Raw genomic sequence first — 23,894 nt, forward strand, 5'->3', positions numbered from 1 at the left:
AACTATTCCAATATTTTAATTTCTTTTTCTAAAATAATCCCTGTTTTTTTTTGTACTTCATCTTGCACAAATTTTATCAATTTACTCATATCTTCAAAGCTAGCATTATTTTTGTTTACAAAAAAATTACAATGCTTATCTGAAATACAAGCATCTCCAAAACTTATGTCAAGTGCTACTGATTCTTTAATTAATTGCCAAACCTTCTTATCAGATTGATTAATTGGATTTTTAAACGTACTACCACTTGTTTTAATTTTTGTTGGTTGGGTGTTATCTTTTTTATTTTTTAATTCAAAAACTTTTTTTTTAATCTTATCTTTATCTTTTTTTGTACCTTTAAAAGAAGCGCTTAAAAAAATTAAGTCATTAGGCAAATCATTTTTTCTATATTCAAAAATGACTTTATTTGCTGGTATTGTTAGAACTTTTCCCTCTTTATCAATTGCTTGTATTGAAATCAGGATGTCTTTAAATTCCTTGTTGAAACATCCTGCGTTCATCTTCAGCCCACCACCAACAGTTCCAGGTATACAGGCTAAAAATTCAAAATTACCTATTTCATTCTCTAATGCAAAATCCGATAATTTTTTATCAAGGCAAGCACTACCTGCAACTATTACACCATTTGGTAATATTGAAATATTAGAAAAATTTTTTCCTAATTTAATAACCGCACCATCAAATGTTTTATCACTTATAAGTGTATTTGATCCTGCTCCTAAAATATGAATTTTTTCTTTATTTCCAAATCTTTTTAAAAATAATATCAAATCTGGTAAGTTGTCAGGTTTAAAAAAAATTTTAGTTTTACCACCAATATTAAACCAATTACTCTTTTTTAAATCATAATCTGAATAAATTTTACTATTAACTTCATTTGAAAATTTTTTTAATTCTTGTGATAACATTATAATAAATTTGGTAATTCCCTCATCCATGTTGAAATAGTGCCCGCACCCATTCCAATAACAATTTTTTTTCCATAGATAATATTTTTTGTTAGCTTTGCTAATTCATATTGATCGTTAACCATAAATAATTTAACTTTGGAATCTTTAATAATGTCTTTAGCAAAATTACTATAATTAAAACCTAATTTCATTTTTTCTCCTGCTGCGTAAACTGGACACAAAATTACTGTATCTGCTTTTTTAAATGATGAACAAAATTCTCTCTTGAGATCTTTTAATCTAGATATTCTGTGCGGTTGAAATACACATATAACTTCTTCTTTCTTGTAAGCAGCTCTAACTCCTTTCAAAACTTCTTTAATTTCTGTTGGATGATGCGCGTAATCATCATAAAAGTTAGTTTCTCTATATGTAAAAATTTTATTAAACCTTCTTTGAACTCCTTGAAATTCTTTCAATCCACTTTTAATAACTTTTTTAGAAATTCCAATAGTTAGCGCTACTGCAACAGCAGCTGTTGAATTCAAAATGTTATGAATGCCGAGCAGAGGTATTCTAATTTTATTAATAATTATATTTTTCTTCCCTGGTAAATTTATTGTCAGGCCGTACTCAGAAAAAAATTTGAATTGCTTAATATTTCTAATACGAAATTGTGATTTTGAGTTCGCTCCATACGTATAAAAGTTTTTTATTCTTACTTTTTTTAATAAATCTCGATTATTCTTATCATCAATACAAATAAATGATTTTCCAAAAGGTGGAACTTTATTAACAAATTCTATAAATAAATTTTTAAGGTCGTTCATTGAGTTGTAATAATCCATGTGTTCGCGATCTATGTTTGTCACAATTGAATAAGTTGGTGGTACATGAATAAAGCTACCATCTGACTCATCAGCTTCTAGTATACACCAATCACTTTTTCCAAGTTTTGCTGTACTTTTAATTGCGTTAAGAACACCACCATTTATGACTGTTGGGTCTAACTTTGTTTTTGCAAATATTGCAGCCAATAAAGATGTTGTAGTAGTTTTACCATGAGACCCGGTCACAACAATATTTTTAGTCAAAGAGACTATATTTGCTAACATTTCTCCACGTTTATAAATTGGAAGTTGTTTTTTTATAGCTTCCTTTAACTCTGGATTATTTTTTTTTATAGCAGATGAGATAACTAAAATAGTGGCACTTGATATGTTTTTTTTAGTGTGTTTAATATAAACTTTAATTTTATCTTTTTTTAATCTTTCAATGTTTTTATTAACAATAATATCGCTTCCCTGAACATTAAAACCCATTCTTTTCATAATAAGTGCAAGACCACACATCCCAATTCCACCTATTCCTACAAAATGTATAATTTCAGTTTTTGCTAATTCTATTTTCATTGATAACAGATATAATTTTCTGATTTATATTATTCCAGGTATTTTGATAGCTAAAATTTTTCATATTCATTTTTTTAACTAAATATTCATCTTTGTTATCCATAATGTTAACTATTTTATTCATTATGGTCTTATCATTGATTTCATTTTGATTTAAAACCCAATTACAACCCATTTCGTTATAAAAAAAAGCATTTTCAAATTGATGATTATCTTTTGATGTAGGCAATGGTATTACCAAAGAAGGCACATTTAAAAAAACTAATTCCGCCAATGTTGAGGCTCCTGCTCTCGTAAGACACATGTTGGCTTTGGACATGAAGTTTGAAATATCCTCTTTAAAATCGAATAATTCATGATTAATATTATTATCTCTATAAAATTCTTTTAAAATTTGAATGTTATTTAAATTAGTCTGTTGATAAATTTTTAAAATATATCTTTTTGATAATTCAATTATTAAATTTTCAATTAATCTATCAAATATCTTTGCTCCTTGACTTCCTCCTATTACCAATAAATTGAGATATTCATTAATATTTTCAGATTTTTTAGTTTCATAAAATTTTTTTCTCAATAAAGCTGGGATCACACTAATTTTATCTAAATATTTATTTGGGAAATTTTTTATTCGATCTGAATAACAAAAAATTTTTTCACAAAATTTGATAAAAAATTTGTTTGACCTTCCTAGAACCATATTTGGTTCAAACAAAAAAAGTTTAATATTTAAAATTTTTGATGCTATGCATAAAGGTAAGGACATATAACCACCTGTTGAAATCAATATATTTATTTTTCTTTTTCTCAGAAAAAATATTGATTTTATAATCAAGTAAATTATTGAAAAAAATTGCAATGGTAATAAAAGAAAATTTTTTGATATTGGTGGCACGTTAAAAATTTCAAAGTTATATTTATCTTTATCTAAAAAATTAATACCTCTAATGTCTGTTGAAACAGAAACATGAAATTGATTTTTCAAATGCTCATATAATATTGTGGCAGGTACTACATGTCCTCCCGATCCACCTGTGCTAATCAAAATTTTTTTTATCATTTAATCAATTGTTCTTTTAGTTAAATTTAATATTATTCCAGATAATATTGATATACCTACAATTGAAGAGCCCCCATAACTCAAAAAGGGTAAGGTCATACCCGTTGTAGGAAATAATCTAATATTAACTCCTATATGGATCAAAGCTTGAAATATTATTAAACACATTGTTCCTGTTAAAACTAACTTAACTTTTTCATTTTTTTCCAAGTATATTTTCTTGAATACATTATAAATAAAAAATAAGAATAAAATTAATAACAAGACAATTGTTACAACACCAAATTCTTCAGATATTACTGAAATAATATAATCTGTGTGTGCTTCTGGTACTCTATTTTTTAAAGTACCTTCTCCAATTCCTTTTCCAAAATATCCACCACTACTAATTGCATCTATTGCTTTATCAGATTGAAAATTATGCGTTCCATCACTTGGATTAAAAAATGATAAAATCCTATTTTTTATATAAGCAAATTTTTGAATAAAAAAAACTATGTAAATTAATGATAATAAAGAAAAACTAAAAAAAGTTAAAATTACCGGTAAACTTATCCCAGAAATAAAAACCAATGTTGCCCAAATCAAAAAAATGAGAAGTGTTTGACCTATATCGGGTTGCATCATTAATAAAAGACAAGCTGGTATTATAACAATAAAAGTCAGTAGATATTTAAAGTAAATATTAAAATTTTTTTCACTACATAAAATTGTAGCTATAAAAATAATTATAAATGGTTTAACTAATTCTATTGGCTGAAACCTTGGTAAAAAAAAAAGATTAAGCCATCTTTTAGATCCCTTTACCTCTGTGCCCAAAACTGGGACTAAAAACAAAAAAAATAAAGATATAAAAAAAAGATAAAATGAAATTTTAAAAAGATTCTCTTTACTTAATGATGAAAAAAAAATTAAGACAACTATTCCAACTAAAATATATGAAAAATGTTTGAAGAAAAAAAAATAATTATTAGTATCTAATTTGTCGGATGCAATTAAAGACGTTGATACTAAAGAAAAAAATAATCCCAAACTAAATAAAAACATTATTAATACAAATAGAGTTTTGTCTATATTTTTCCACCATTCATAATAAAATTTATATACTGAATTGAGGTTAAACATTTATATATTTTTTAATAAGTTTGTTAAAATATTCACCACGTTTTTCAAAATTTTTAAAATTATCAAATGATGCTGCTGATGGACTAAATAAAATAGTTTTATGAATTATTTTTTTATCTATTTTAATCTCTGAAGATAATTTTTTGATTAAACTTTTTAAATCTAAAAAAGACTCATATCTCATTATTTTTTTTATTTTACTTATAAAAAAACTTTTATTGTTTCCAAAAATATATGCTTTAATGTTTTTACAATTTTTTTTTGTTAGTAATAATTTATCTCCTTTTTTGGCTTGGCCACCAACTATCCAGTAAACATTAGATAATGATTTTAGTAAACTTGCAGAGGAAGAAAACGTTGTTGCCTTTGAATCATTAATTATAGTTAATTTTTTTGAGTGAAAAATTACTTCTTGTCTATATTTCAATCCTTTAAATCTATTTAATGTTTTGATTAAAAATTTTTTTTTAAGCTTTAGTATTTTAGCAACTTCTAAAATAAAACTTAAATTTTCTCTGTTTCCAATTGTATTAAAATATCTATTATTTATTTTTTTTAAGAAATTGTCATCTAAACTTTTTTCAATTTTTATTATCTTAGGTAAAAAATTTTTTAATTCTAATTGTTTTTTAATATAAAAATTTTTAGTATTTAAAAGAGCAAAATTTTTTTTAGATTGATTTTGTACTAACTTAAATTTTGCACTTACATACCTATTAATTGTTTTGTGTCTTTCAAGATGATCAGGAGATATATTTAAAATTAAAGATATATTTGACTTAAATAACTTGCTATATTCTAACTGATAAGACGATGCTTCAATGACAAAAACAGTTTGTTTTGTCACTTTTTTCTCCAAAAGAACTGGGTTTCCTATATTACCAATGAGACGAGCATCTACTTTTTGGTCTTTTAATATCTCATATAAAAGTTTAGCTGTAGTTGATTTACCATTGGTTCCTGTAATTGTTATCTTTTTATTTTGCTTATATTGGTTATAAAAAATATCTAAATCTGTATAAATTTTTTTAGAATTAACTTGTAAAAACTTACTTAAGTTGCATTTATAGACATCTATTCCAGGACTAATTATTATATAATCAAATTTAATTTTTGTTATTTTTTTTATATCACTTTTTTTTTTATCATCATATGTCACAAGCTGATTATTTTTTTTTAAAAATTTAAAAACTGATAAACCACTAATGCCTAAACCATAAATTAAAATTTTTTTTTTATGAAAAATATTCTGATTATTCAGCATTATCTAAGCTTTAATGTCGCCAGTCCAATCATTGCAAGGATTATTGAGATGATCCAAAATCTAATCACAACAGTAGACTCGGGCCAACCTTTTTTTTCAAAATGATGATGAATCGGAGCCATTTTAAAAACCCTTTTTCCTGTCAACTTATAAGATATTACTTGTACAATAACTGAAACAGCTTCTAAAACAAATAGCCCACCTGTTATTGCTAAAACTATTTCATGCTTAGTAATTATTCCAACAGCACCTAGTGATCCACCAAGTGCTAGAGATCCTGTGTCGCCCATAAATATTTTAGCAGGTGGTGCATTAAACCATAAAAAACCTAAGCATGCTCCAATAATTGATCCACAAAAAACAGAAACTTCTCCCATTCCCTCGAGATAAGGAATGTTCAGATATTCTGAAAAAACTATATTTCCTGTCACATAACTAATAAATGCAAAACAACCTGCTACTAATATAACTGGTACAGTTGCTAATCCATCAAGCCCATCTGTTAAGTTTACAGCATTTGAAGAGCCTATAATAATGAATATCGAAAATGGTATAAAGAACCAACCTAAATTTATAATTAAGTTTTTAAAGAATGGAAAATATAAATTTGTCAATTCAGCGTTCTGTGATAATTGCAATAATCCAAGTATACCAACTGCTGCAATTAAAATTTGTGAAATAATTTTAAATCGAAATGAAATGCCAGAAGAATTTTTAAATTTAATTTTTTTGTAGTCATCATATGCTCCAAGCAAACCAAAACTTGTTACTATATAAAGTAAAAACCAAATATGATAATTAGATAAGTCCCCCCATAAAAGTATTCCTGAAAACAATCCTAATAATATTAAAACACCTCCCATTGTAGGTGTTCCAATTTTTTTCACAATATGTTCGGTTGGACCATCTTCTCTTATTGGATCTAAAATTTGTCTTGTAGAAAAAAATTTAATAAATGGTGTACCAACTAATAAGACTACAATCATAGAAGTAAACATTGATAGTCCTGTCCGAAAGGTAAGATATTTAAAAACATTGAGAAAAGTGTATTGATCTACTAATGAAGAAATAAGACTATAAAGCATTTATTTTACCCATTTTTATTTGATTGGTCAGACTGTTAAGTCCTGTAGAATTGGAACCTTTAATCATTAAATAATCATTATTATTTAAATTGTTTTTAATCAAATCAATTATTTGAGATTTCTTTTTAATAATAATTCCTCTTTTACTTTTGTTAAGACTATTGAAGGTCGATTTAACTTGACTACCAATAACATTAACATTTTTCAGTGATGTTTTATTAATACATTTTCCAATTTCTATATGCAATTTTTTTGAATAACGTCCAAGTTCCAACATGTCACCAAGTACTAAATGTTTTTTTAAATTATCAGTTTTAATCATATCAAAATTTTTTAATGCTGATTGTAGAGATAATGGATTTGAATTATAGCTTTCATCAACAAGATAAAAAGATTTTTTAAATAATTTCAACTTTACTATGTCACCCCGACCATTAGTAGCTTTATGATCGTAAAATATATTCTTATCTAATTTATGTATATCTTTATAAATTGATATAATTGCAATTGTGGCTAATAAATTTTTTAAATCATTTTCAAAAAAAGAATTAACATAAAAGTATTTTTTTTTTTTATTAATATTTACAGAGATTTTATATTTAGATTTCTTTTTTGTAATTGACTCTAAATTTACAGTTGAACTTTTATTCTTGAAACTAAAAGATAGAATCTTTAATTTTTTTTTTAATCCTATATTTTTATGAAAATTAAAAAATTTGTCATCTTTGTTTAAAACAAGGTATCCTTTTTCTTTTATGTTTTTAATAATCTCTGATTTTGCTAAAGCTATTTGTTTGATACTTTTAAAATTTTTAATGTGAGCATAAGAAATATTTGTAATTACGCCAACATCAGGTTTTAGAATTTTCGATAAATAATCAATCTCTCCTTTCTTATCCATTCCAATCTCAAAAATACCAAATTCATCATCTTTTTTTAGATTAAATAAACTTAATGGAACACCAAATTTATTATTAAATGATTTTGGAGAATATGTTGTCTGGCTAATTTTATTTAATGATCTTCCAATTAATTCTTTAAGTGAAGTTTTACCACAGCTTCCTGTTATTGAGATAATTTTACTTGGTAGATTGTCTCTTAAAATAGTAGACGCTTCAGTCAAAAATTTTAAAGTATTTTTTACTACTATTTTTTTCCTAGATTTCTTTTGGCCATTAACTATTGCAAGTGATGCCCCCTTAGCGAATGCTTCTTTAATAAATAAATTACCATCTTTTTTTTTACCCTTAATTGCAAAAAAAATATTGTCTTTTTTAACTTCTTTAGAATTGATTGATGCATTTTTAATTTTTAATTTCGAAGAAATATTCTTTGAATTACTTAATTCTTTTAAAATATTTAGTTTAAGGCTACTTGAAAGTATTTTATTTTTAATTCTAATATTTTTTAATATCTGTTGTTGATCAGAAAATATTTTTTTTATTTTTTTATATTCTTGTATTTTTTCATGTCCTTTACCAGCAACAATCAAAATATCGCCAGTTTTTAGTTCTGATATTGCTTTATTGATAGCATTGCCTCTATTTGAAATCTCGCAAATTTTTGATTTACTAATATTTTTTTTAATAGAATTTCTTATAGTTTTTGGATTTTCATATCTTGGATTATCATCTGTTAGATAAACTTTATTACAATATTGATTGGCAATTTTACCCATTATCGGTCTTTTTGCCTTGTCTCTGTCCCCACCACAACCAAAAACAATTGAAATTTTTCTATTTTTAAATTGTTCTTTTAAACTCTTTAAAGATGCCTCTAATGCATCTGGTGTATGTGCATAATCTAATATAACTTTTGAATTATTTTTAATACTTCCAATTTGTTCTAATCTTCCACTTACTGGTTTAAGATATTTAATGATATCAATTATTTTTTTAAAACTTAAATTACTTTTATTTGCTGCTATCATGGCCATTAAAATATTTTTAATTTGAATCTTACCTATCAACTTTGTCTGAAATATATAAATATTTTTATTGTATCTTATTTTAACTATTTGTTTTTCATTATAGTATTCGTGAGAGATAATTTCTAGATTACCATAATTATTTGATATTATCTCAATATTAAATTTATTCTTTAAAGCTATTGTTTTAATTATTCTGTATTGAGGAATTGCTTTATCGGTAATTATATTTCCTTTTTTTTTAAGTAACTTTTTAAAAAGATATAATTTTGATTTCAAATAATCACTAAAAGTTTTATGATAATCTAAGTGGTCATGAGATAGATTGGTAAATATGCCTATTTTAAACTCTAGGCCGTCTAATCTATTTTGCTTAAGTCCGTGACTGGATGCCTCTAATATAACGTCATTAATTTTTTCTTTTTTAAGTTTGTTAAGTGTTAAACTTAATGTAATTGGATCTATAGTTGTATTTGAAACTTTTATTACATAATTTTGTGTTTTAATACCCAAGGTCCCAATTGATGCTACTCTTCTTTTATTCAATTTTAAAATTTGAAAATAAAAATCTGCAACTGATGATTTCCCATTTGTACCAGTTACTGCAATTATATTTTTTGGTTTATCTTTATAAATTGCATAAGCAAATTCTGATAAAGATTTTCTTACATTGGAAGATTTTATAAATAATATATCTTTCTTAATACCTTCAAATTTTAAATTAGAAATAATAGTTTTTGCACCTTTTTGGATGGCCTCGTTTATAAATACGTTTCCATTTATTTTGTTTCCTTTTATTGCAAAAAAAATATTATCTTTTTTACATTGCGCACTATTACAGCTTAAGCCTGAAAAAAAATGATTTTTTTTCTTTAATTTTAATCCTTTAATAAAATCTCCAATGATCATGAATGAACTAATTTTCTATATATTTTGTGGCTAAAATAGGCCCAATTTTTTCTATGATTTTTCCAGCAACCTCAACTGAAGTCCATCCTGCTGTGTTAAATGGAGTCCCTTTGTAAGACCCGCTCTTGTTCTTATAATTATAGATATAATTTTCTGATGTTTTTGGTTCATCCAATAACACTACCATTACATATTTAGGATTTGATACAGGAAATATAGAGGCAAATGTATTAACTTTTGCTTTTCTTGTATAACCTCCAACTACAGCTTTTTCAGCTGTTCCGGTTTTACCACCAACTTCATATCCTTCTATATTTGCAAAGTCTGCTGTACCATTTTTTGTTGTTACAATTTTTCTCAATATCTTATTTATTTGACTTGAAACACCGTCTTTAATAACCCTTTTTTGTTTATGATTTTCTGAATTTTTTTTAATTAAACTTGGTTTAATTTCAAAACCTCCATTTCCGACAATTGCATATCCTTTTGCTAATTGAAGTGGTGTTGTAGTTATACCATGTCCAAATGAGACAGTTGCTAGTTTACATTTTCCCCATCTAAAAGGTATTGGTTCACCAACCTCTTCAATATCGAAATCTATTTTATTTAAAACACCTATTTTATCTAAAAAAAACTTTAATCTATCTATTCTAAGTTTTTGTCCAATTCTCACAGAGCCTATATTGCCTGATCTAATTAAAATTTGCTCAACAGTAAGATCTGAAGGAATTTTGTTATCGTATTCTGAAATTATATTTTTTCCACATTTTAATTTTTTTTCTAAATTTAAAAATTCTGTATGTACCTCAATTAAACCTTCTTCTAATCCTGCTGCTATAGTAAAAGTTTTAAACACAGATCCTAATTCATACACGCCTTTAGTTGCTCTATTTATAAAATTTACATCACTTACCGTTTCTCTTTTATTAAGATCAAAGTCGGGATATGAGACCATTGATAGAATTTCACCATTATTAATATTCATTAAAATTACAGTGCTTCCTTTGCTTCTAAATATTGATTGAAATCTTATTAACTCTTCTCTAATTAGATATTGTATGTCTGTATCTACAGTTAACTGAAGAGGTTCTTTTATTTCTTTTAATTTTTCATTAAAAGATTTTTCTAATCCTGATATGCCTTTATTGTCATCATCTATTTGTCCTATAATGTGACTGAAAAGATTTTTTTGAGGATATACTCTGGTTAATTTTTCTTCAGACTTGATCGACTTATCACCAAGAGACATTATTTTTTCATAATTATCTGCAGATATCTTTTTTTCTAAATAAAAATACTTATTTTTTTTAAGTTTATTTGATATTTCTATGAAATTTTTATTTGGAAATATTAGTTGTAAATTAATTAGAAGTTTTTTTTTATCAATCACTTCCGCAGGATTGATTCCAATGTCTATAGAACTAACCGTTTTAACTAAATAAATACCATTTCTGTCTACAATATCTGCTCTATAGTTTTTTTTTACTATTAAGGGCTTGGTCTCATTTTTTATCTTTAATGATCCTAAGTGAATAAGTTGTATTGAATAAATTAATGAAATTATTAAAAATACGAAAAAAATAAAAGCTATTCTATTAAATTCTATATTTAAATTTGTTTTACTTTTTTTATATGAAAATTCATTTTCATACTCTTCTAATGTAACATTATTTTTATCACTCATTGCCAGTCTTCTCTATAAAATCACTTACTATTATTTGGGTGTTGTTATCAGCTATCTTTTTTATCTTAGTGACATCAATTTTTATTAAATTTTTTTCAAAATATTGGGTTTGATATTGAGTTAACTTTTCTGGTGAACTTAAGTAGTTATATTCTAAAAGCATATCACCAAATTCTGATTTTAATGGTCTAATATTTTCATTTACCATGAAAATTTTATCTTCAATTTCTTTCGTAGAGTTCTTTACTAATGATGTGGCTAGAATTAATATGACAACAGTTGCGAATATTGCTTTCTTCATAATTTATTAGAAAAGTTTTCAATTTTAATTAAATGATCAAATTTTTGTAAAATATCAGTTTCAAAATCATAAAAATCTTCTTTTTTTACTACGTATCTTAATTTTGCAGATCTTGAGGGAGGGTTTTCTTTAATTTCATTTTCTGATGGAGAGATTGCTTTTTTATTTCTAGATTTAAATAAATTAATCTTTTCTTCGCCCTTTGGCATATACCGTGAGACACTTTTATTTTCTGATAGACTTTTAAAAAAATATTTCACTATCTTGTCCTCAAGTGAATGAAATGTAACAACTGCTATAATACCATCTTTTTTAACAACTTTTGCCGCATTAATTAAACCATAAATTAATTCACTAATTTCTTTATTAACAAATATCCTTAATGCTTGAAAAACTTTTGTTGCGCTATGTATTTTTAAATGTTTTTTTCTTTTTGAAGACTCTATAATTCTTACCAATTCCTCAGTTGTTATTTCCCTAGTTGCTCTATCCTCTACGATGTTATGTGCTATCCTACTACTATCTTTTTCATCTCCAAAATATTTAAATATTTGAGAAAGTTCTTTTTCTTCTAATTTATTAATTGCTTCTTTTGCAGAAAAATCATTAATGCCCATTTTCATGTTGAGCTCTCCAATTGTTTCAAAGGAAAGACCTTTTTTTGGATCTTTTATTTGAGCATAAGAATAACCTAAATCAAAAATAATACCTTTTATATCTTCATTTTTAAGTTTTAAATTATTTAATTGACTGAATTTAATATTTTTAAATAAAAATCTATCCTCAAATTTATTTTTAATTTCTTCAGCTTTTTTTAAACTTTCTAAATCTCTATCTAAAGCAATAACTTTTGTATTTTTAAAATTAAGTATTTTTTTTGTGTATCCACCTTCACCAAATGTACAGTCAATAAATGTGCCACCATATTGAGGGGTAATAATGCTAATTATTTCAGTTAGCAATACCGGATAGTGACTTCTCACATCTGGCATTATGGTGGCTTTCATTTATTTTTTTGAAGACCATTAATTTTTTTGTCTTCTTAAAAATGCAGGAATTTCCAGATCATCCTCTTTTAAATCATTTTCAGAAATTTTTGAAGACTGTAAGCTTTCTGTTTCAGAAGACTCATTCTCAGAACTAAATAAATCTGGAGCACTTTCACCTTCTACGCTAAAGTTTTCAAGTCCATTTGACGGATATTCTGTCTCTATTAAATTGCTTTCCCCATTTTCATTAGCGTCATGGGCGTTTAGTACTTCTTCAGAAAAAGATTGTTCATAATCATTTTGTATATTATCTTCAACAATACTTTCAACTTCTTGACTATTAGTAACAGTATGTTCATTCATCATTTCTGATGATGAGCTGTTAGTAGCTGGTTCTGCAATTATTTCATTTTCTAATTTTAATGCATTTGCACCATGAGAAATAGGACTAGTCGTTGTTGGTGAAAAATTAAATGATTGAGCTGAACCTGCGCTGTTAAAGTCTGAATACCCAGGATTTCTATTTTGTATTCTGTGAACCATATTAATTACAGATTTACTTTCTGGTTGCTGACCATCCAATGCTGTTGCAACAATTGATACTCTAATTTTTCCATCAAGCTCTGCTGACGTAATAGCTCCAATAATTACTTCAGCTTCTGGATCTACTTCAGCTCTAATTTTATTAACAACTTCATCAACTTCAAAAAGCTTGAGGTCTTTACCGCCAGTAATATTTACTAACAAACCTTTTGCACCTTTTAAAGTGTAGTCATCAATCAATGGATTACTAATTGCCATATCTGTTGCTTTTGCTGCTCTACCTTCTCCTTCAGCCTCACCAGTTCCCATCATTGCTTTACCCATTGAGGCCATTACAGTTTCAACATCTGCAAAATCTAAATTAACTATACCCGGTCTAACCATTAGATCGGTTACACTTTGAACACCTTGCATTAAAACATTGTTTGAAAGGTTAAATGACTCCTCAAATGTCGTTTGTTCATTTGCAATCTTAAATAGATTTTGATTAGGAATAACAATAATTGTGTCTACATGTTTTCTTAATTCTTCAAGACCTTGTTGGGCTCTTCTCATTCTTGAAGGTCCTTCATATAAAAAAGGAAGTGTAACAACACCAACCGTTAAGATATTTAATTCTTTTGCGGCTCTTGCAATTACATGTGCAGCACCTGTTCCAGTTCCACCACCCATGCCAGCAGTGATGAATACCATGTTTGCACCTTGTAATGTATTTATGATTTCATTTAAAGACTCGTCTGCCGCTGCTTGACCAATATCATGTTTGGCTCCAGCACCTAAACCTTTTGTTAAATTTAGACCAATTTGAATCCTTGCTTTAGCTTTACTTGATTTTAAATCTTGGGCATCAGTATTTACTGCAATAAATTCTACCCCTTGTAATCCACTATCAATCATTTCATTAAGTGCATTTCCGCCTGCTCCACCAACTCCTACTACTAGTAATCTTGGTTGTAATTCTTTTATTTCTGGTGCTTTAAAGTTAATAGTCATTTTTATTTCCCCTCATAGTTATTAAAATGTTTTTCCCATTTAAGACTCGCGCGATTTAGATTTGCTTTTTTTTTAGCGTTAACCTTAAATTTTTCAAATGCTGTAGGTTCCCATATTTGGAATGTTTGACCTTGGCCAACAAATAACATGCTATTTTTAATTTTTGCATGTTTTAATAATTTTATAGAAAGTGAAATTCTTCCTTCACTATCAAAATGTAAATTTATACTTTCAGACAATATGGATGTTGCAAAATAGTCTCTTTTTTCCTCAAATGGACTTAGAGAGTCTATACTTGATGAAAGTTTTTCAATCCTATCTTGTGAACATGCTTCGATGGACTGATTGTTAAATGATGGATAACAAATGACACCATTGTATCCTAAGTTTGAAAGATGAGATCTAAAACTGGCAGGCACTGATACCCTTCCCTTTTTGTCTATTTTGTTCTCGTAAGTAGATAAAAACATTTTTTTTATATTTCATAAATTCCATATTTGGGAATATATGGGACAATATGGGTATTTTAAACTTTAGTCAATATGTTCATTTTAGGTGAATTTATTAACATTTGTGGATATCTTTTATGTATCTTTATAAATTTTTAGGTAAATCTTTAAGTTTTATTTTAGTAACATCTGGAACACAATAAGAAGAACAAAGTCGAATCAATTATGAATCATAAAGTGAACATCCATAACATTTAAAAAGCTCATTATGGATAAGTTTGCTAGACAAACTATAAGCCGGGTTCTGTCATTAAAACTTATCATTTCTCTAGGCTTAAGATCACTCTTAAGCTCAAGCGACTAACCCTGATGACTAGCCAAAGACGGCTTTTAGTTTTACAACAATGTCATCTCTACTTAGTCTTGCTCCCAGTGGGGTTTTCCAGCGTTCATTGTTACCAATAGAACCGGTGTGCTCTTACCACACCTTTTCACCCTTGCCATGTTATGGCGGTATATTTTCTGTGGCACTATCCCTAGGGTTTCCCCCGCCAGGTATTATCTGGCACTGCGTCTTTGCGGAGCCCGGACTTTCCTCTTTAAAATAATTTAAAGCAATAAGTCGTTCATCTAGCGGGTATAATTTATTACTAAACTATAAGAATTCAAGAAAAATTTAATTATATCTTTTAACAAGATTTTTACTAATAAGTAAGCATTCTTTATCGATTTTACCATCAATCAACTTCTGTCTGAATCTTCTTTGAAAAGTTTTTACTAATTCTCTTGAATATTTGGCTTTATCCACATCTTTTGAAAATTTTTTTGAGTATCCAATTTTATGTATATTATTAAAAAAAAAACTTTCTTCTCTTTTGCTTGCTTTTATTTTTCTATTTTTTGTCAATTCCTGATCTTTTAATATGTGCCATATTCCTATTTTATTTTTTGATAAATATTCCCACGGAAATTTTTCTCCTGGATCTTTTTTTCTTAGTGGTGCTATATCTGAATGTCCTAAAATATTTTTAGGGCTAATTTTATATTTTTTTATTAAAAATTTACTTAGCTTTAAAAGAGAAGAAATTTGTTTTTGTGAAAATTTTTTATATCCAAATTGATGGCCAGGATTGGTAATTTCAATTCCAATAGAATCTTTGTTTAAATTTGTAAATTTTTTCCATGAAGATTTACCTGCATGCCAGGTTATGTATAAATCTGGTACCATTTTTATAATTTTTCCATTATTTTTTATTAAATAATGACATCCAACCTCAGATTGTATGTCAGTAAGTTTATTTATGGCACTAGATTCACTTTTCATTCCTGTATAATGAAAAATGATAAATTTAACTTTTTTTGCGAATCTCTTCTTTGAATTAAAGTTTGGTGAATAGTTTACTGTTGTATTTAAAGGCATTTTTTAAACATATTTTAAACAAAACTTAGATTTACTTTACTATTATATGCACTATATAATTAATTTGTAATGAAAAAAATTATAATAACCTCTATAATTACAGCTCTTCTTTCAATAAATGTTAACGCAGGAACTGATGGGGAAAACAATATTTCTAAAAATGCCAAACCTGTTAAAGATTGTTTTGAAAAATTAAATAGAGCAACTTTTTCTTTAAACAAAAGTTTAGACAATGTGATTTTCGAGCCAGTTGCAAAAGCTTATAGAGTTTTGCCATCACCAATTAGAACTGGAACAAGTAACGCGCTTGAAAACCTATCGTCTCTTGTTACAGTACCTAATAATGTCTTGCAGGGAGAACTGAAAAAAGCTGGAATTAATACTGGTAGGTTTATAATTAATACTACTATAGGAATCCTGGGAATATTTGATGTTGCTGAAAAAATGAATTTTCCAGAATATGAAAAAGAGGATTATGGACAAACTTTTGGAACATGGGGTGCTGGTGCGGGCTGCTATGTCGTCTTACCTATTTTGGGACCATCTACTGTTAGAGATACTCTTGGTTCGTTCGTAAATATAGTTGGGGGAGATCCTTGGTATAATGCTTCTGTTAATGGTAATAATCATTTTTTAGATGATGATCATTATGTAATTACTAAAGTTTTAACAGGAATAGATTTTAGAGCAAAAAATATTGACTCCTTTGAAAATTTAGAAAAAAATTCAGTTGATTTTTATGCATCTGTTAGGAGTTTATATTTACAGGATAGACAACAAAAAATTGCTAACTCCAATTTAACTACAGAAACTATGAACGATGGTGATTGGGAAGAAATAGATACTAAATAATTCAATCCTACCAAAAAATTTTATGAAAAAAATTTTTACCTTAATTACTTTTTTGATAATTTTTATTTCCAGTATCACTAAAACTTACTCAATTGAAGCAGATATTTTTGTTCAATCTACTGTCAATAGAGCTGCAAAAACTCTTGGTGGAACTCTTAGTAAAGAGGAAAGAATAAAAAAATTAAAAGAAATAGCCAGAGATACAGTTGATATCGATGCTATAGGTTTTTATTCTCTTGGAGCTTACAGAAAGAAACTAAATGAAGAACAAATTGAAAAATATAAAGAAATATTTTCAGAATATTTTTTAAAAAGTTTTTCGAGTAGACTTGCTGAATATTCCAACCCAGAAATAGAAGTAAATTCAAAGAAAATAATTAATGAGAACTATACAATAGTTACTAGTACTCTAGTTGCAACAGAGAGTAGGCCTGAAGTAAAAATTCAATGGAGAGTTTATACAAAAAACCCAGACAATTTACTAATAAGAGATTTAATAATTGAGGGATTAAGTTTGGCTAGGACTCAAAAAGAAGAATTTGCATCAATAATAAATTCTAATGATGGAAATATTGAAGCTCTTTTCAAAAATTTATCTGACTTTGTTATTAGGTAATTTTTGGTGGGCCCACCAGGACTCGAACCTGGGACCAATACATTATGAGTGTACTGCTCTAACCAACTGAGCTACAGGCCCTAAAAATACATCAATACAATGCTTTTATATGAGTAACAAGGAAAATTTTTTCAGTTATGATTTAATTGAATGGTATATTATTTATCAAAATATAACCAAATATAAATGAAAAAAATACTTAAGAACCTCATAAAAAAAATTTTAAAGAATAATAATTGGAAACTAGAAAAAATAGTTCAACCAAGAGATTATAATCTAAAAGCACCAGAAGAAGTAATGCTTACAAAAATTAGAAATTCTAAAGGAATTTTGCATGTTGGGGCTCATAGAGGAAGTGAAGCACCTGTATATGAATGGTTTGGAAAAAAAGTTATATGGATTGAGGCAAACCCAAAAATTTTTAAAGCGCTTAAAGAAAATCTTTTTAAATATAAATTTCAAGAGGCATTTTGTGAATTATTGCTTGATACTAAGGATAAATATTATGATTTTTTTTTATCAAATAATGATGGTGCTTCTTCATCAATTTTTCAATTTGGCCAGTTAATAGTAGGGCCAAATAAAACTTGGTCAAGAACATTAAAAATGAATGGTAAGATAAAATTAAAATCTAATACACTTGATGAATTCGTTAAATCAAACAAGATTGAAATAAAAGATTATAACCATTGGATTATAGATGTGCAGGGTAGTGAACTATCTTTTTTTAAAGGAAGTTCAAATTCTCTTAAAAATTGTCAATCAATTAATGTGGAAATTAGTACAGGTGAAATTTATAAAAACGGTTCTACATGGCTCGAGGTAAAAAAATTGCTAAATAAAGAAGGTTTTACCTCCACAAAAGAACCTGACCAAGATCATATGGACATTTTATTTATAAGAAAATAGTTTTTTAATTTTGTAAGCAAATTTCAAAAAATTTATCGGAAAATGAGCAAATAAAAATTTAGTATAGATATTCATTTCTTTATATTTATAAAAAAAATCATGGTAATCATATAACAAACCAGGCTCTTTAATAAATTTTTCAAAAATTTTCATATCTTTAATAAAATCTGAGTTAATAAAAAAAATATTTCCAGTAAAAACTATAGGTATGTAATTTTTTTTTTTAACATCATGAATAATTCGACTAAAACTATTCCCTGGAATATTCTCATTATGTTTGTGAAAAATACCTTTTAGCATCCTATTTGCTTCAATTATCAAAACTTTTGGTTTGTAATTTTTTATTGATAAAAATACATCTAAGTCATAACTGTCTATATCAATAGATAAAATGTCAAAGTCTTTTTTAACTTTAGTTTTTGCTAATATCGTATCTAGATTATTTTTAGTATTTGAACCAAATTCAATATGATTGTTAAGAGGAACTATACAGGGATAGATCTTTGCATTTTTTTCTAATTTTGAAAAAAAATCTAAATCACTTTCAATGTATATAGCAAGGCTAACTTTATTTTTTTTTATTAGGTTGAATGTGTTAGATAAATATATGCCATCACAAGCTCCAAACTCAACTACTTCCAAATTATTATCAATATTAAGTCTTTTTAACACTTCCTCTATAATTCCATCCTCACCGTTTTGAGAATAGGTATCATTTCTATAGAAATTTAAATTTTTTGGATTATACACTATAGATTTTATATCACTAAAATATTAACTTTATAAATAATAATTAAATGAATTCTTTTAAAAAACAACTTATAAAAATTTTTTTGAGATCAAGAAAAAGACCTTTTTTTCAAAAAAAAAACATATTATTTGAAAGGGTTAAAAAAGCACCCGAATATAAAGTATGCTCATTTGGTGAAAAAAACAAAAATAAACTTTTCTATGTTATAAAAAGATTTCATGGTGGTGGCCTATTCTCCAACTTATTATTTGTTCTAAACCACTTAATTCATGCTAATAAATTAGGTGCTGTTCCAATTGTAGATATGGAAAATTTTACTAATTTATATAGTGAAGAAAAAAAAATTAATGGAACTAATAATTCTTGGTTGTACTATTTTGATCAAGTTTCACCATATACATTGGCTGAAGTTTATAAAAGTAAAAAGGTAATATTTTCATCTGATAAATTATTCCACAAACAGTCTGTTTCTTACAAAGAAAATGAGAAAGATTTAATAAAAGTATATAAAAAATATGTGAATATTAAGAAAGAGTTTATAATTGAAGCAAATAAATTTATTAAAAAAAATTTTTTAAAAAAAAAGATTCTTGCTGTTCACTGGAGAGGATCAGACCATAAAGTTTTGCCAAATCACCCTTTTCCACCCACAGAGAAACAAATTCTAAGAATGACAGATAGACTACTTTTGAGTAAAAAATTTGATAAAATTTTTTTAGTAACAGAAGAAAAAAAATATCTTGAATTATTTAAAAATAGATATGATTCAAAATTATGCTATTTTAACAGTTTTAGATCAAATAATAGAAAAGAGTTCTCTTATTATGCAAGGTCAAATCATAGATACAACCTTGGAAGGGAGTCTTTAATAGAAGCTCTGATTTTATCAAGAGTTCCACATTTAATCTGTTCGAGATCTAATATTTCTGAGGTTGCTAAATTTATATCAAATAATAGGAGATATAAGACTTATGAAATAATGAATGGATTTAATAATTCAAGTATTATTCATTCTTTATATTTATGGCATTTAAAAAAAATTTTACCTAATTTTTTAGGAGGTTTTAAATGAGTGCTATTATCATAACAGGCTCAACAGGTTTGGTTGGTTCCGAAGCAGTGGAGTTTTTTTGTAAGAAAAATTTTCATGTCATAGGAATTGATAATAATTATAGAAAATATTTTTTTGGTAAAGATGGTGATACTAAATGGATAAAAAGTAGGTTAAAAAATAAATTTAAAAATTATACACATTTAAATTGTGATATTAGAAATAAAAAAAAAATTAGAGATATATTCAAAAAATTTAATTCAGACATCAAATTGGTTATTCATGCAGCGGGGCAACCATCTCATGATTGGGCCATTAAAGAACCATTTACTGATTTTTCAATAAATGCTGAGGGTACTTTGAATTTATTAAATAACACTAAAGAATTCGCAAGACTCTCTCCTTTTATATTTTTGTCTACAAATAAAGTATATGGGGACAATCCAAATAAATTCAAATTCAGAGAAACAAAAAATAGATATAATATTATAAACAAAAACTTTAAGAACGGGTTTAATGAAGATTTAAATGTTGATAATTGTGTACACAGTTTATTTGGTGTGTCAAAGTTATCTGCAGATATGTTGGTTCAAGAATATGGAAAAAATATTGGTTTAAAAACTGTCTGCTTTAGGGCTGGATGTATAACGGGCTCAAATCACTCTGGTGCAAAGTTACATGGATTTTTATCTTATTTAGTTAAAAAAACAATTAAGGATAGAACTTATGATTTAATTGGGTTTAAAGGTAAACAGGTCAGAGACAATATTCATAGTCATGATTTAATTAATTGTTTTTGGCAATTTTTTTTAAAACCTACATCTGGCAAAGTATATAACATTGGTGGCGGAACATATTCAAATTGTTCAATTTTAGAAGCAATAGATTTGATAGAAAAAAAACTATCTATTAAAATTAAAAAAAATCTGATACAAAAACCGAGAATTGGAGATCATCAGTGGTATATATCAAACACTAAAAAATTCTCTAACGATTATAAAAAATGGAAGCAAACTTATAATATTGAAATGATTATTGAGAACTTATTAAAAGAAGAACTTAAAAAATAATTAATTATAAACATAAATGAAACCAGGAATAAATAGTAATTTTGAAATCAATCGTCCACTTTGGAAAAAAACAATAAAATCATTCTTTAATTTGTTTGGTTTAGAAATTATTAAAACTAATAATTTTCTTCAAAGAAGGGAGAATTTAGTTGTTGAATTTGATAATGACAATTATAGTAAAGAACTAATCGAAAAAGTTAATCCCTATATTAATTCTGCAACAATACCCATACGATGGTCTTTAATCCAGATTATGAAATATTTAGAACAAAAAAAAATAGATGGCGACCTTTTAGAATGTGGAGTCTTTAGAGGTGGTTCTCTAGCAATGATTTGTTTGCTAGCTGAAAAATATGGAATGAAAAAAGACATATATGCATATGATACATTTGGTTCTGGGCACTCAGTTTATTCTAAACATGATAAAAATATGAAGACCATGGTTACTGTTCTAGAAAAAGATTATAGTAAGCTTAAAAAAGATTTTTTTCCAAGTTTAGAGCAGGTTAGAAGTAACTTAATTAAATTAGGTGTCACAGACAATTATATGCCCAAATTTATTAAAGGAAAAGTGGAAGAAACTCTATATATAGAATCTAATGTACCTTCAAAAATAGCACTTGCTAGAATAGACACTGACTTATATGACTCGACTAAGCACGAGCTGGAAGTTTACTACCCTAGAATTGTTTCAGGTGGAATTCTTCATATAAATGATTACGGCGGATGTGCTGGCGTAAAAAAGGCGGTAGATGAATACTTTGCTGATAAAAAGGTGTGGATGCATAGAGTTGATTATACTTGCAGATTAATAATCAAAGACTAAATTTAAGCTTATCTTTAAAGACTAATGTTTAAAATTATAAAAGATTTAAACTCCATATTAAATAAAAAACAAAAGTTATATTTAATATTTATTTATTTTTCTGCTTTTATTGTTTCTCTTTTAGAGGTTGCCAGCATTGGTTCTTTGGTAGGATTTATTACCATGCTATCTAACCCAATTTTTTTAATTGAAAAAATACCTCTAGAAACACTCAGGCTTATATTGCTAAGCATGGATAAAAGTGCAATCGCTATTTATGCCTCGGTAACTTTGGTGGTAATTTTTTTATTTAAAAACATTTTTCTTTTCCTCTTTTATTATGCAGAAAGTCACATTAATAAAAATTTAACAGTAGATTTTTGTAAAAATGTATTAAGATCTATCCTAAATAAACCTTATATTTTTCACACTTTAAATAACCCTGCAAATTCAATAACTTCCAGTACAGCTATAGTAAGAAGATCAATGACTTATATTTTTAGTAATCTAGTCCTTTTTAGAGAAGTATTAACAATGTTATTCTTAATGACTACTTTGTTATTTTTCAATGCCAAACTTTCAATAATAACTTTTGCATTATTGATATTTTTTACTCTATTATTTTATTTTTTTATTAAAGAAAAAATGAAAATTTTAGGTGCAAAAGCAAACAGATATGAAGAAAATATATTGAGATATTTGAAAGAAACTTTTTCATCTATAAAATTGATTAAACTTTCTAATAAAAATGAATTCTGGATAAAAAGATTTTTCATCCAGAATAATAGATTATATTCTGCGCATGTAATAAGCTATCTTATAGGTCGCTCACCTAAAATTATTCTGGAGCTATTTTCAGTTACAACTATTGTAATTATATTTATGTCATTTGTTTTGGCTGGAAAACAAATAGAAGATGTATTGCCAATTTTAACATTGATTGTATTAATTGTAATTAGATCTATACCAGGATTCATCAATATAAATTTATCTATAAACAATATTAATTATAATCATAAAGCTATAATTGAGACTTTATCGATTTTGATTGAAGATAAAAATAAAAAAAGATTAAATCAAAATTTAATTCCTAATAAAGAAATTTTAGAATTAAATAATATAGAATTAAAAAATATCTCGTACTCTTATAATGATAATGCAAAAATTTTTGACAATGTATCTTTTAAAATTTCAAAAGGAGAGATTGTGGGGATTAGTGGAGTGACTGGATCGGGCAAAAGTACCTTGGTTGATATAATTCTTGGCTTGCTTAAAGTAAATAAAGGTGAAGTATTAATTAATAATACCAAAATTAATGAAAATACTTTTAATAATTTAAGAATTGGATATGTGCCTCAAGATACATATTTAAGTGATGAATCAATTGCAGCAAATATTGCTTTTAGTTTAGAGAGTGATGATATTGACTTTGACGAAATTCAAAGAGTGCTCCATGAGGCTAGCTTAACTGAATTCGTAAATGGATTGCCAGATAAAGAGAACACACTTATTGGTGAGGCTGGAGTTAGGCTTTCAGGAGGTCAAAAACAAAGACTTGGCTTGGCTAGAGCCTTATATAATAATCCTAGTTTATTAATACTTGATGAAGCAACTAGCTCACTAGATTACAAAACAGAGGAAAAAATTATTAAAGAAATTATTAAACTTAAAAAAAATAAGATTATAATAATGATCGCACACAGGGTAAATACCTTAGAAAATTGTGATAAAATTTTTACTGTTAAAGATGGAAAAGTTAGTTAACAGAAAAAATTAAACTAGAAAC

Annotated in this window: 21 protein-coding genes, 1 tRNA gene and 1 other RNA gene; 7 read left to right on the top strand and 16 right to left on the bottom strand. The window is 26.5% G+C overall.

The genetic code is table 11. The features are described from left to right. Positions 1–2 precede the first annotated feature (2 nt). From murB to ABXT56_RS05310, 14 genes are all read right to left on the bottom strand, one after another. Entirely contained in the window at positions 3–911 is a 909-nt protein-coding gene (gene murB, locus ABXT56_RS05245; protein ID WP_415299662.1) for a UDP-N-acetylmuramate dehydrogenase, read from the bottom strand. Then, positions 911–2,305 carry a UDP-N-acetylmuramate--L-alanine ligase gene (gene murC, locus ABXT56_RS05250; RefSeq protein WP_415299663.1) on the bottom strand — a complete coding sequence of 465 codons (1,395 nt, stop codon included), beginning with the start codon at positions 2,303–2,305 and terminating at the stop codon, positions 911–913. Before murC ends, murB begins: the two co-directional genes overlap by 1 nt. Continuing rightward, positions 2,280–3,365, bottom strand: coding sequence for a UDP-N-acetylglucosamine--N-acetylmuramyl-(pentapeptide) pyrophosphoryl-undecaprenol N-acetylglucosamine transferase (locus ABXT56_RS05255; RefSeq protein WP_415299664.1), 1,086 nt, complete (start codon positions 3,363–3,365; stop codon positions 2,280–2,282). The genes murC and ABXT56_RS05255 overlap by 26 nt, the downstream gene beginning before the upstream one ends. Next, entirely contained in the window at positions 3,366–4,490 is a 1,125-nt protein-coding gene (locus tag ABXT56_RS05260) for an FtsW/RodA/SpoVE family cell cycle protein (protein ID WP_415299665.1), read from the bottom strand. It abuts the gene before it with no gap. Further along, on the bottom strand, positions 4,483–5,754 hold the full coding sequence (gene murD, locus ABXT56_RS05265) for a UDP-N-acetylmuramoyl-L-alanine--D-glutamate ligase (RefSeq protein WP_415299666.1): 1,272 nt from the start codon (positions 5,752–5,754) through the stop codon (positions 4,483–4,485). Before murD ends, ABXT56_RS05260 begins: the two co-directional genes overlap by 8 nt. Next, on the bottom strand, positions 5,754–6,839 hold the full coding sequence (gene mraY / locus ABXT56_RS05270; protein WP_415299667.1) for a phospho-N-acetylmuramoyl-pentapeptide-transferase: 1,086 nt from the start codon (positions 6,837–6,839) through the stop codon (positions 5,754–5,756). The genes murD and mraY overlap by 1 nt, the downstream gene beginning before the upstream one ends. Then, the gene (locus tag ABXT56_RS05275; RefSeq protein ID WP_415299668.1) at positions 6,829–9,675 is read right to left on the bottom strand and encodes a UDP-N-acetylmuramoyl-L-alanyl-D-glutamate--2,6-diaminopimelate ligase; all 2,847 of its coding nucleotides are present in this window, start codon (positions 9,673–9,675) and stop codon (positions 6,829–6,831) included. The genes mraY and ABXT56_RS05275 overlap by 11 nt, the downstream gene beginning before the upstream one ends. Positions 9,676–9,682: 7 nt before the next feature. Further along, complete coding sequence (locus ABXT56_RS05280) at positions 9,683–11,359, bottom strand: peptidoglycan D,D-transpeptidase FtsI family protein (protein WP_415299669.1); 1,677 nt, start codon at positions 11,357–11,359, stop codon at positions 9,683–9,685. Beyond that, the gene (locus ABXT56_RS05285; RefSeq protein ID WP_415299670.1) at positions 11,352–11,660 is read right to left on the bottom strand and encodes a cell division protein FtsL; all 309 of its coding nucleotides are present in this window, start codon (positions 11,658–11,660) and stop codon (positions 11,352–11,354) included. Before ABXT56_RS05285 ends, ABXT56_RS05280 begins: the two co-directional genes overlap by 8 nt. Continuing rightward, positions 11,657–12,667, bottom strand: coding sequence for a 16S rRNA (cytosine(1402)-N(4))-methyltransferase RsmH (gene rsmH / locus ABXT56_RS05290; RefSeq protein WP_415299671.1), 1,011 nt, complete (start codon positions 12,665–12,667; stop codon positions 11,657–11,659). Before rsmH ends, ABXT56_RS05285 begins: the two co-directional genes overlap by 4 nt. Before the next feature lie 18 nt (positions 12,668–12,685). After that, entirely contained in the window at positions 12,686–14,185 is a 1,500-nt protein-coding gene (gene ftsZ, locus ABXT56_RS05295) for a cell division protein FtsZ (RefSeq protein ID WP_415299672.1), read from the bottom strand. A gap of 2 nt (positions 14,186–14,187) precedes the next feature. Continuing rightward, entirely contained in the window at positions 14,188–14,655 is a 468-nt protein-coding gene (gene mraZ, locus ABXT56_RS05300; RefSeq protein WP_415299673.1) for a division/cell wall cluster transcriptional repressor MraZ, read from the bottom strand. A 256-nt stretch (positions 14,656–14,911) separates the two neighbouring features. Continuing rightward, an RNA gene (rnpB, locus tag ABXT56_RS05305) (RNase P RNA component class A) lies at positions 14,912–15,268 on the bottom strand. Positions 15,269–15,310: 42 nt separating this feature from the next. Further along, positions 15,311–16,054, bottom strand: a complete 744-nt coding sequence (locus tag ABXT56_RS05310; protein WP_415299674.1) for an N-acetylmuramoyl-L-alanine amidase — start codon at positions 16,052–16,054, stop codon at positions 15,311–15,313. Positions 16,055–16,123: 69 nt separating this feature from the next. On the opposite strand from ABXT56_RS05310, the gene ABXT56_RS05315 reads away from it, so the two are divergent. Next, the gene (locus tag ABXT56_RS05315) at positions 16,124–16,906 is read left to right on the top strand and encodes a VacJ family lipoprotein (RefSeq protein WP_415299675.1); all 783 of its coding nucleotides are present in this window, start codon (positions 16,124–16,126) and stop codon (positions 16,904–16,906) included. Between the two features lie 22 nt (positions 16,907–16,928). After that, entirely contained in the window at positions 16,929–17,522 is a 594-nt protein-coding gene (locus ABXT56_RS05320; protein WP_415299676.1) for an MlaC/ttg2D family ABC transporter substrate-binding protein, read from the top strand. A gap of 4 nt (positions 17,523–17,526) precedes the next feature. Here ABXT56_RS05320 and ABXT56_RS05325 read toward each other — a convergent pair. Further along, positions 17,527–17,603: transfer RNA gene (locus ABXT56_RS05325), tRNA-Ile, on the bottom strand. A 105-nt stretch (positions 17,604–17,708) separates the two neighbouring features. On the opposite strand from ABXT56_RS05325, the gene ABXT56_RS05330 reads away from it, so the two are divergent. Beyond that, positions 17,709–18,431: an FkbM family methyltransferase gene (locus ABXT56_RS05330; protein ID WP_415299677.1), complete on the top strand. Its 723-nt coding sequence runs from the start codon at positions 17,709–17,711 to the stop codon at positions 18,429–18,431. Here the strand turns inward: ABXT56_RS05330 and ABXT56_RS05335 are convergent. Further along, a complete protein-coding gene (locus ABXT56_RS05335; protein WP_415299678.1) occupies positions 18,414–19,181 on the bottom strand; it encodes a hypothetical protein in 768 nt (255 codons plus the stop codon). The genes ABXT56_RS05330 and ABXT56_RS05335 overlap by 18 nt on opposite strands. A gap of 47 nt (positions 19,182–19,228) precedes the next feature. Between ABXT56_RS05335 and ABXT56_RS05340 the strand changes: the two genes are divergently transcribed. The 4 genes from ABXT56_RS05340 to ABXT56_RS05355 are packed head-to-tail and all read left to right on the top strand — an operon-like array spanning position 19,229 to position 23,872. Then, on the top strand, positions 19,229–20,254 hold the full coding sequence (locus ABXT56_RS05340; protein ID WP_415299679.1) for a hypothetical protein: 1,026 nt from the start codon (positions 19,229–19,231) through the stop codon (positions 20,252–20,254). Further along, positions 20,251–21,303 (top strand): NAD-dependent epimerase/dehydratase family protein, encoded by a 1,053-nt coding sequence (locus ABXT56_RS05345; RefSeq protein WP_415299680.1) that lies wholly within the window; start codon positions 20,251–20,253, stop codon positions 21,301–21,303. The genes ABXT56_RS05340 and ABXT56_RS05345 overlap by 4 nt, the downstream gene beginning before the upstream one ends. A 16-nt stretch (positions 21,304–21,319) precedes the next feature. Then, a complete protein-coding gene (locus tag ABXT56_RS05350) occupies positions 21,320–22,129 on the top strand; it encodes a TylF/MycF/NovP-related O-methyltransferase (protein ID WP_415299681.1) in 810 nt (269 codons plus the stop codon). A gap of 24 nt (positions 22,130–22,153) precedes the next feature. Beyond that, positions 22,154–23,872 (top strand): ABC transporter ATP-binding protein, encoded by a 1,719-nt coding sequence (locus tag ABXT56_RS05355; protein ID WP_415299682.1) that lies wholly within the window; start codon positions 22,154–22,156, stop codon positions 23,870–23,872. Positions 23,873–23,894: the final 22 nt, after the last annotated feature.

This window comes from Candidatus Pelagibacter sp. Uisw_134_02 (genome assembly GCF_047720265.1).
Lineage (GTDB): Bacteria > Pseudomonadota > Alphaproteobacteria > Pelagibacterales > Pelagibacteraceae > Pelagibacter.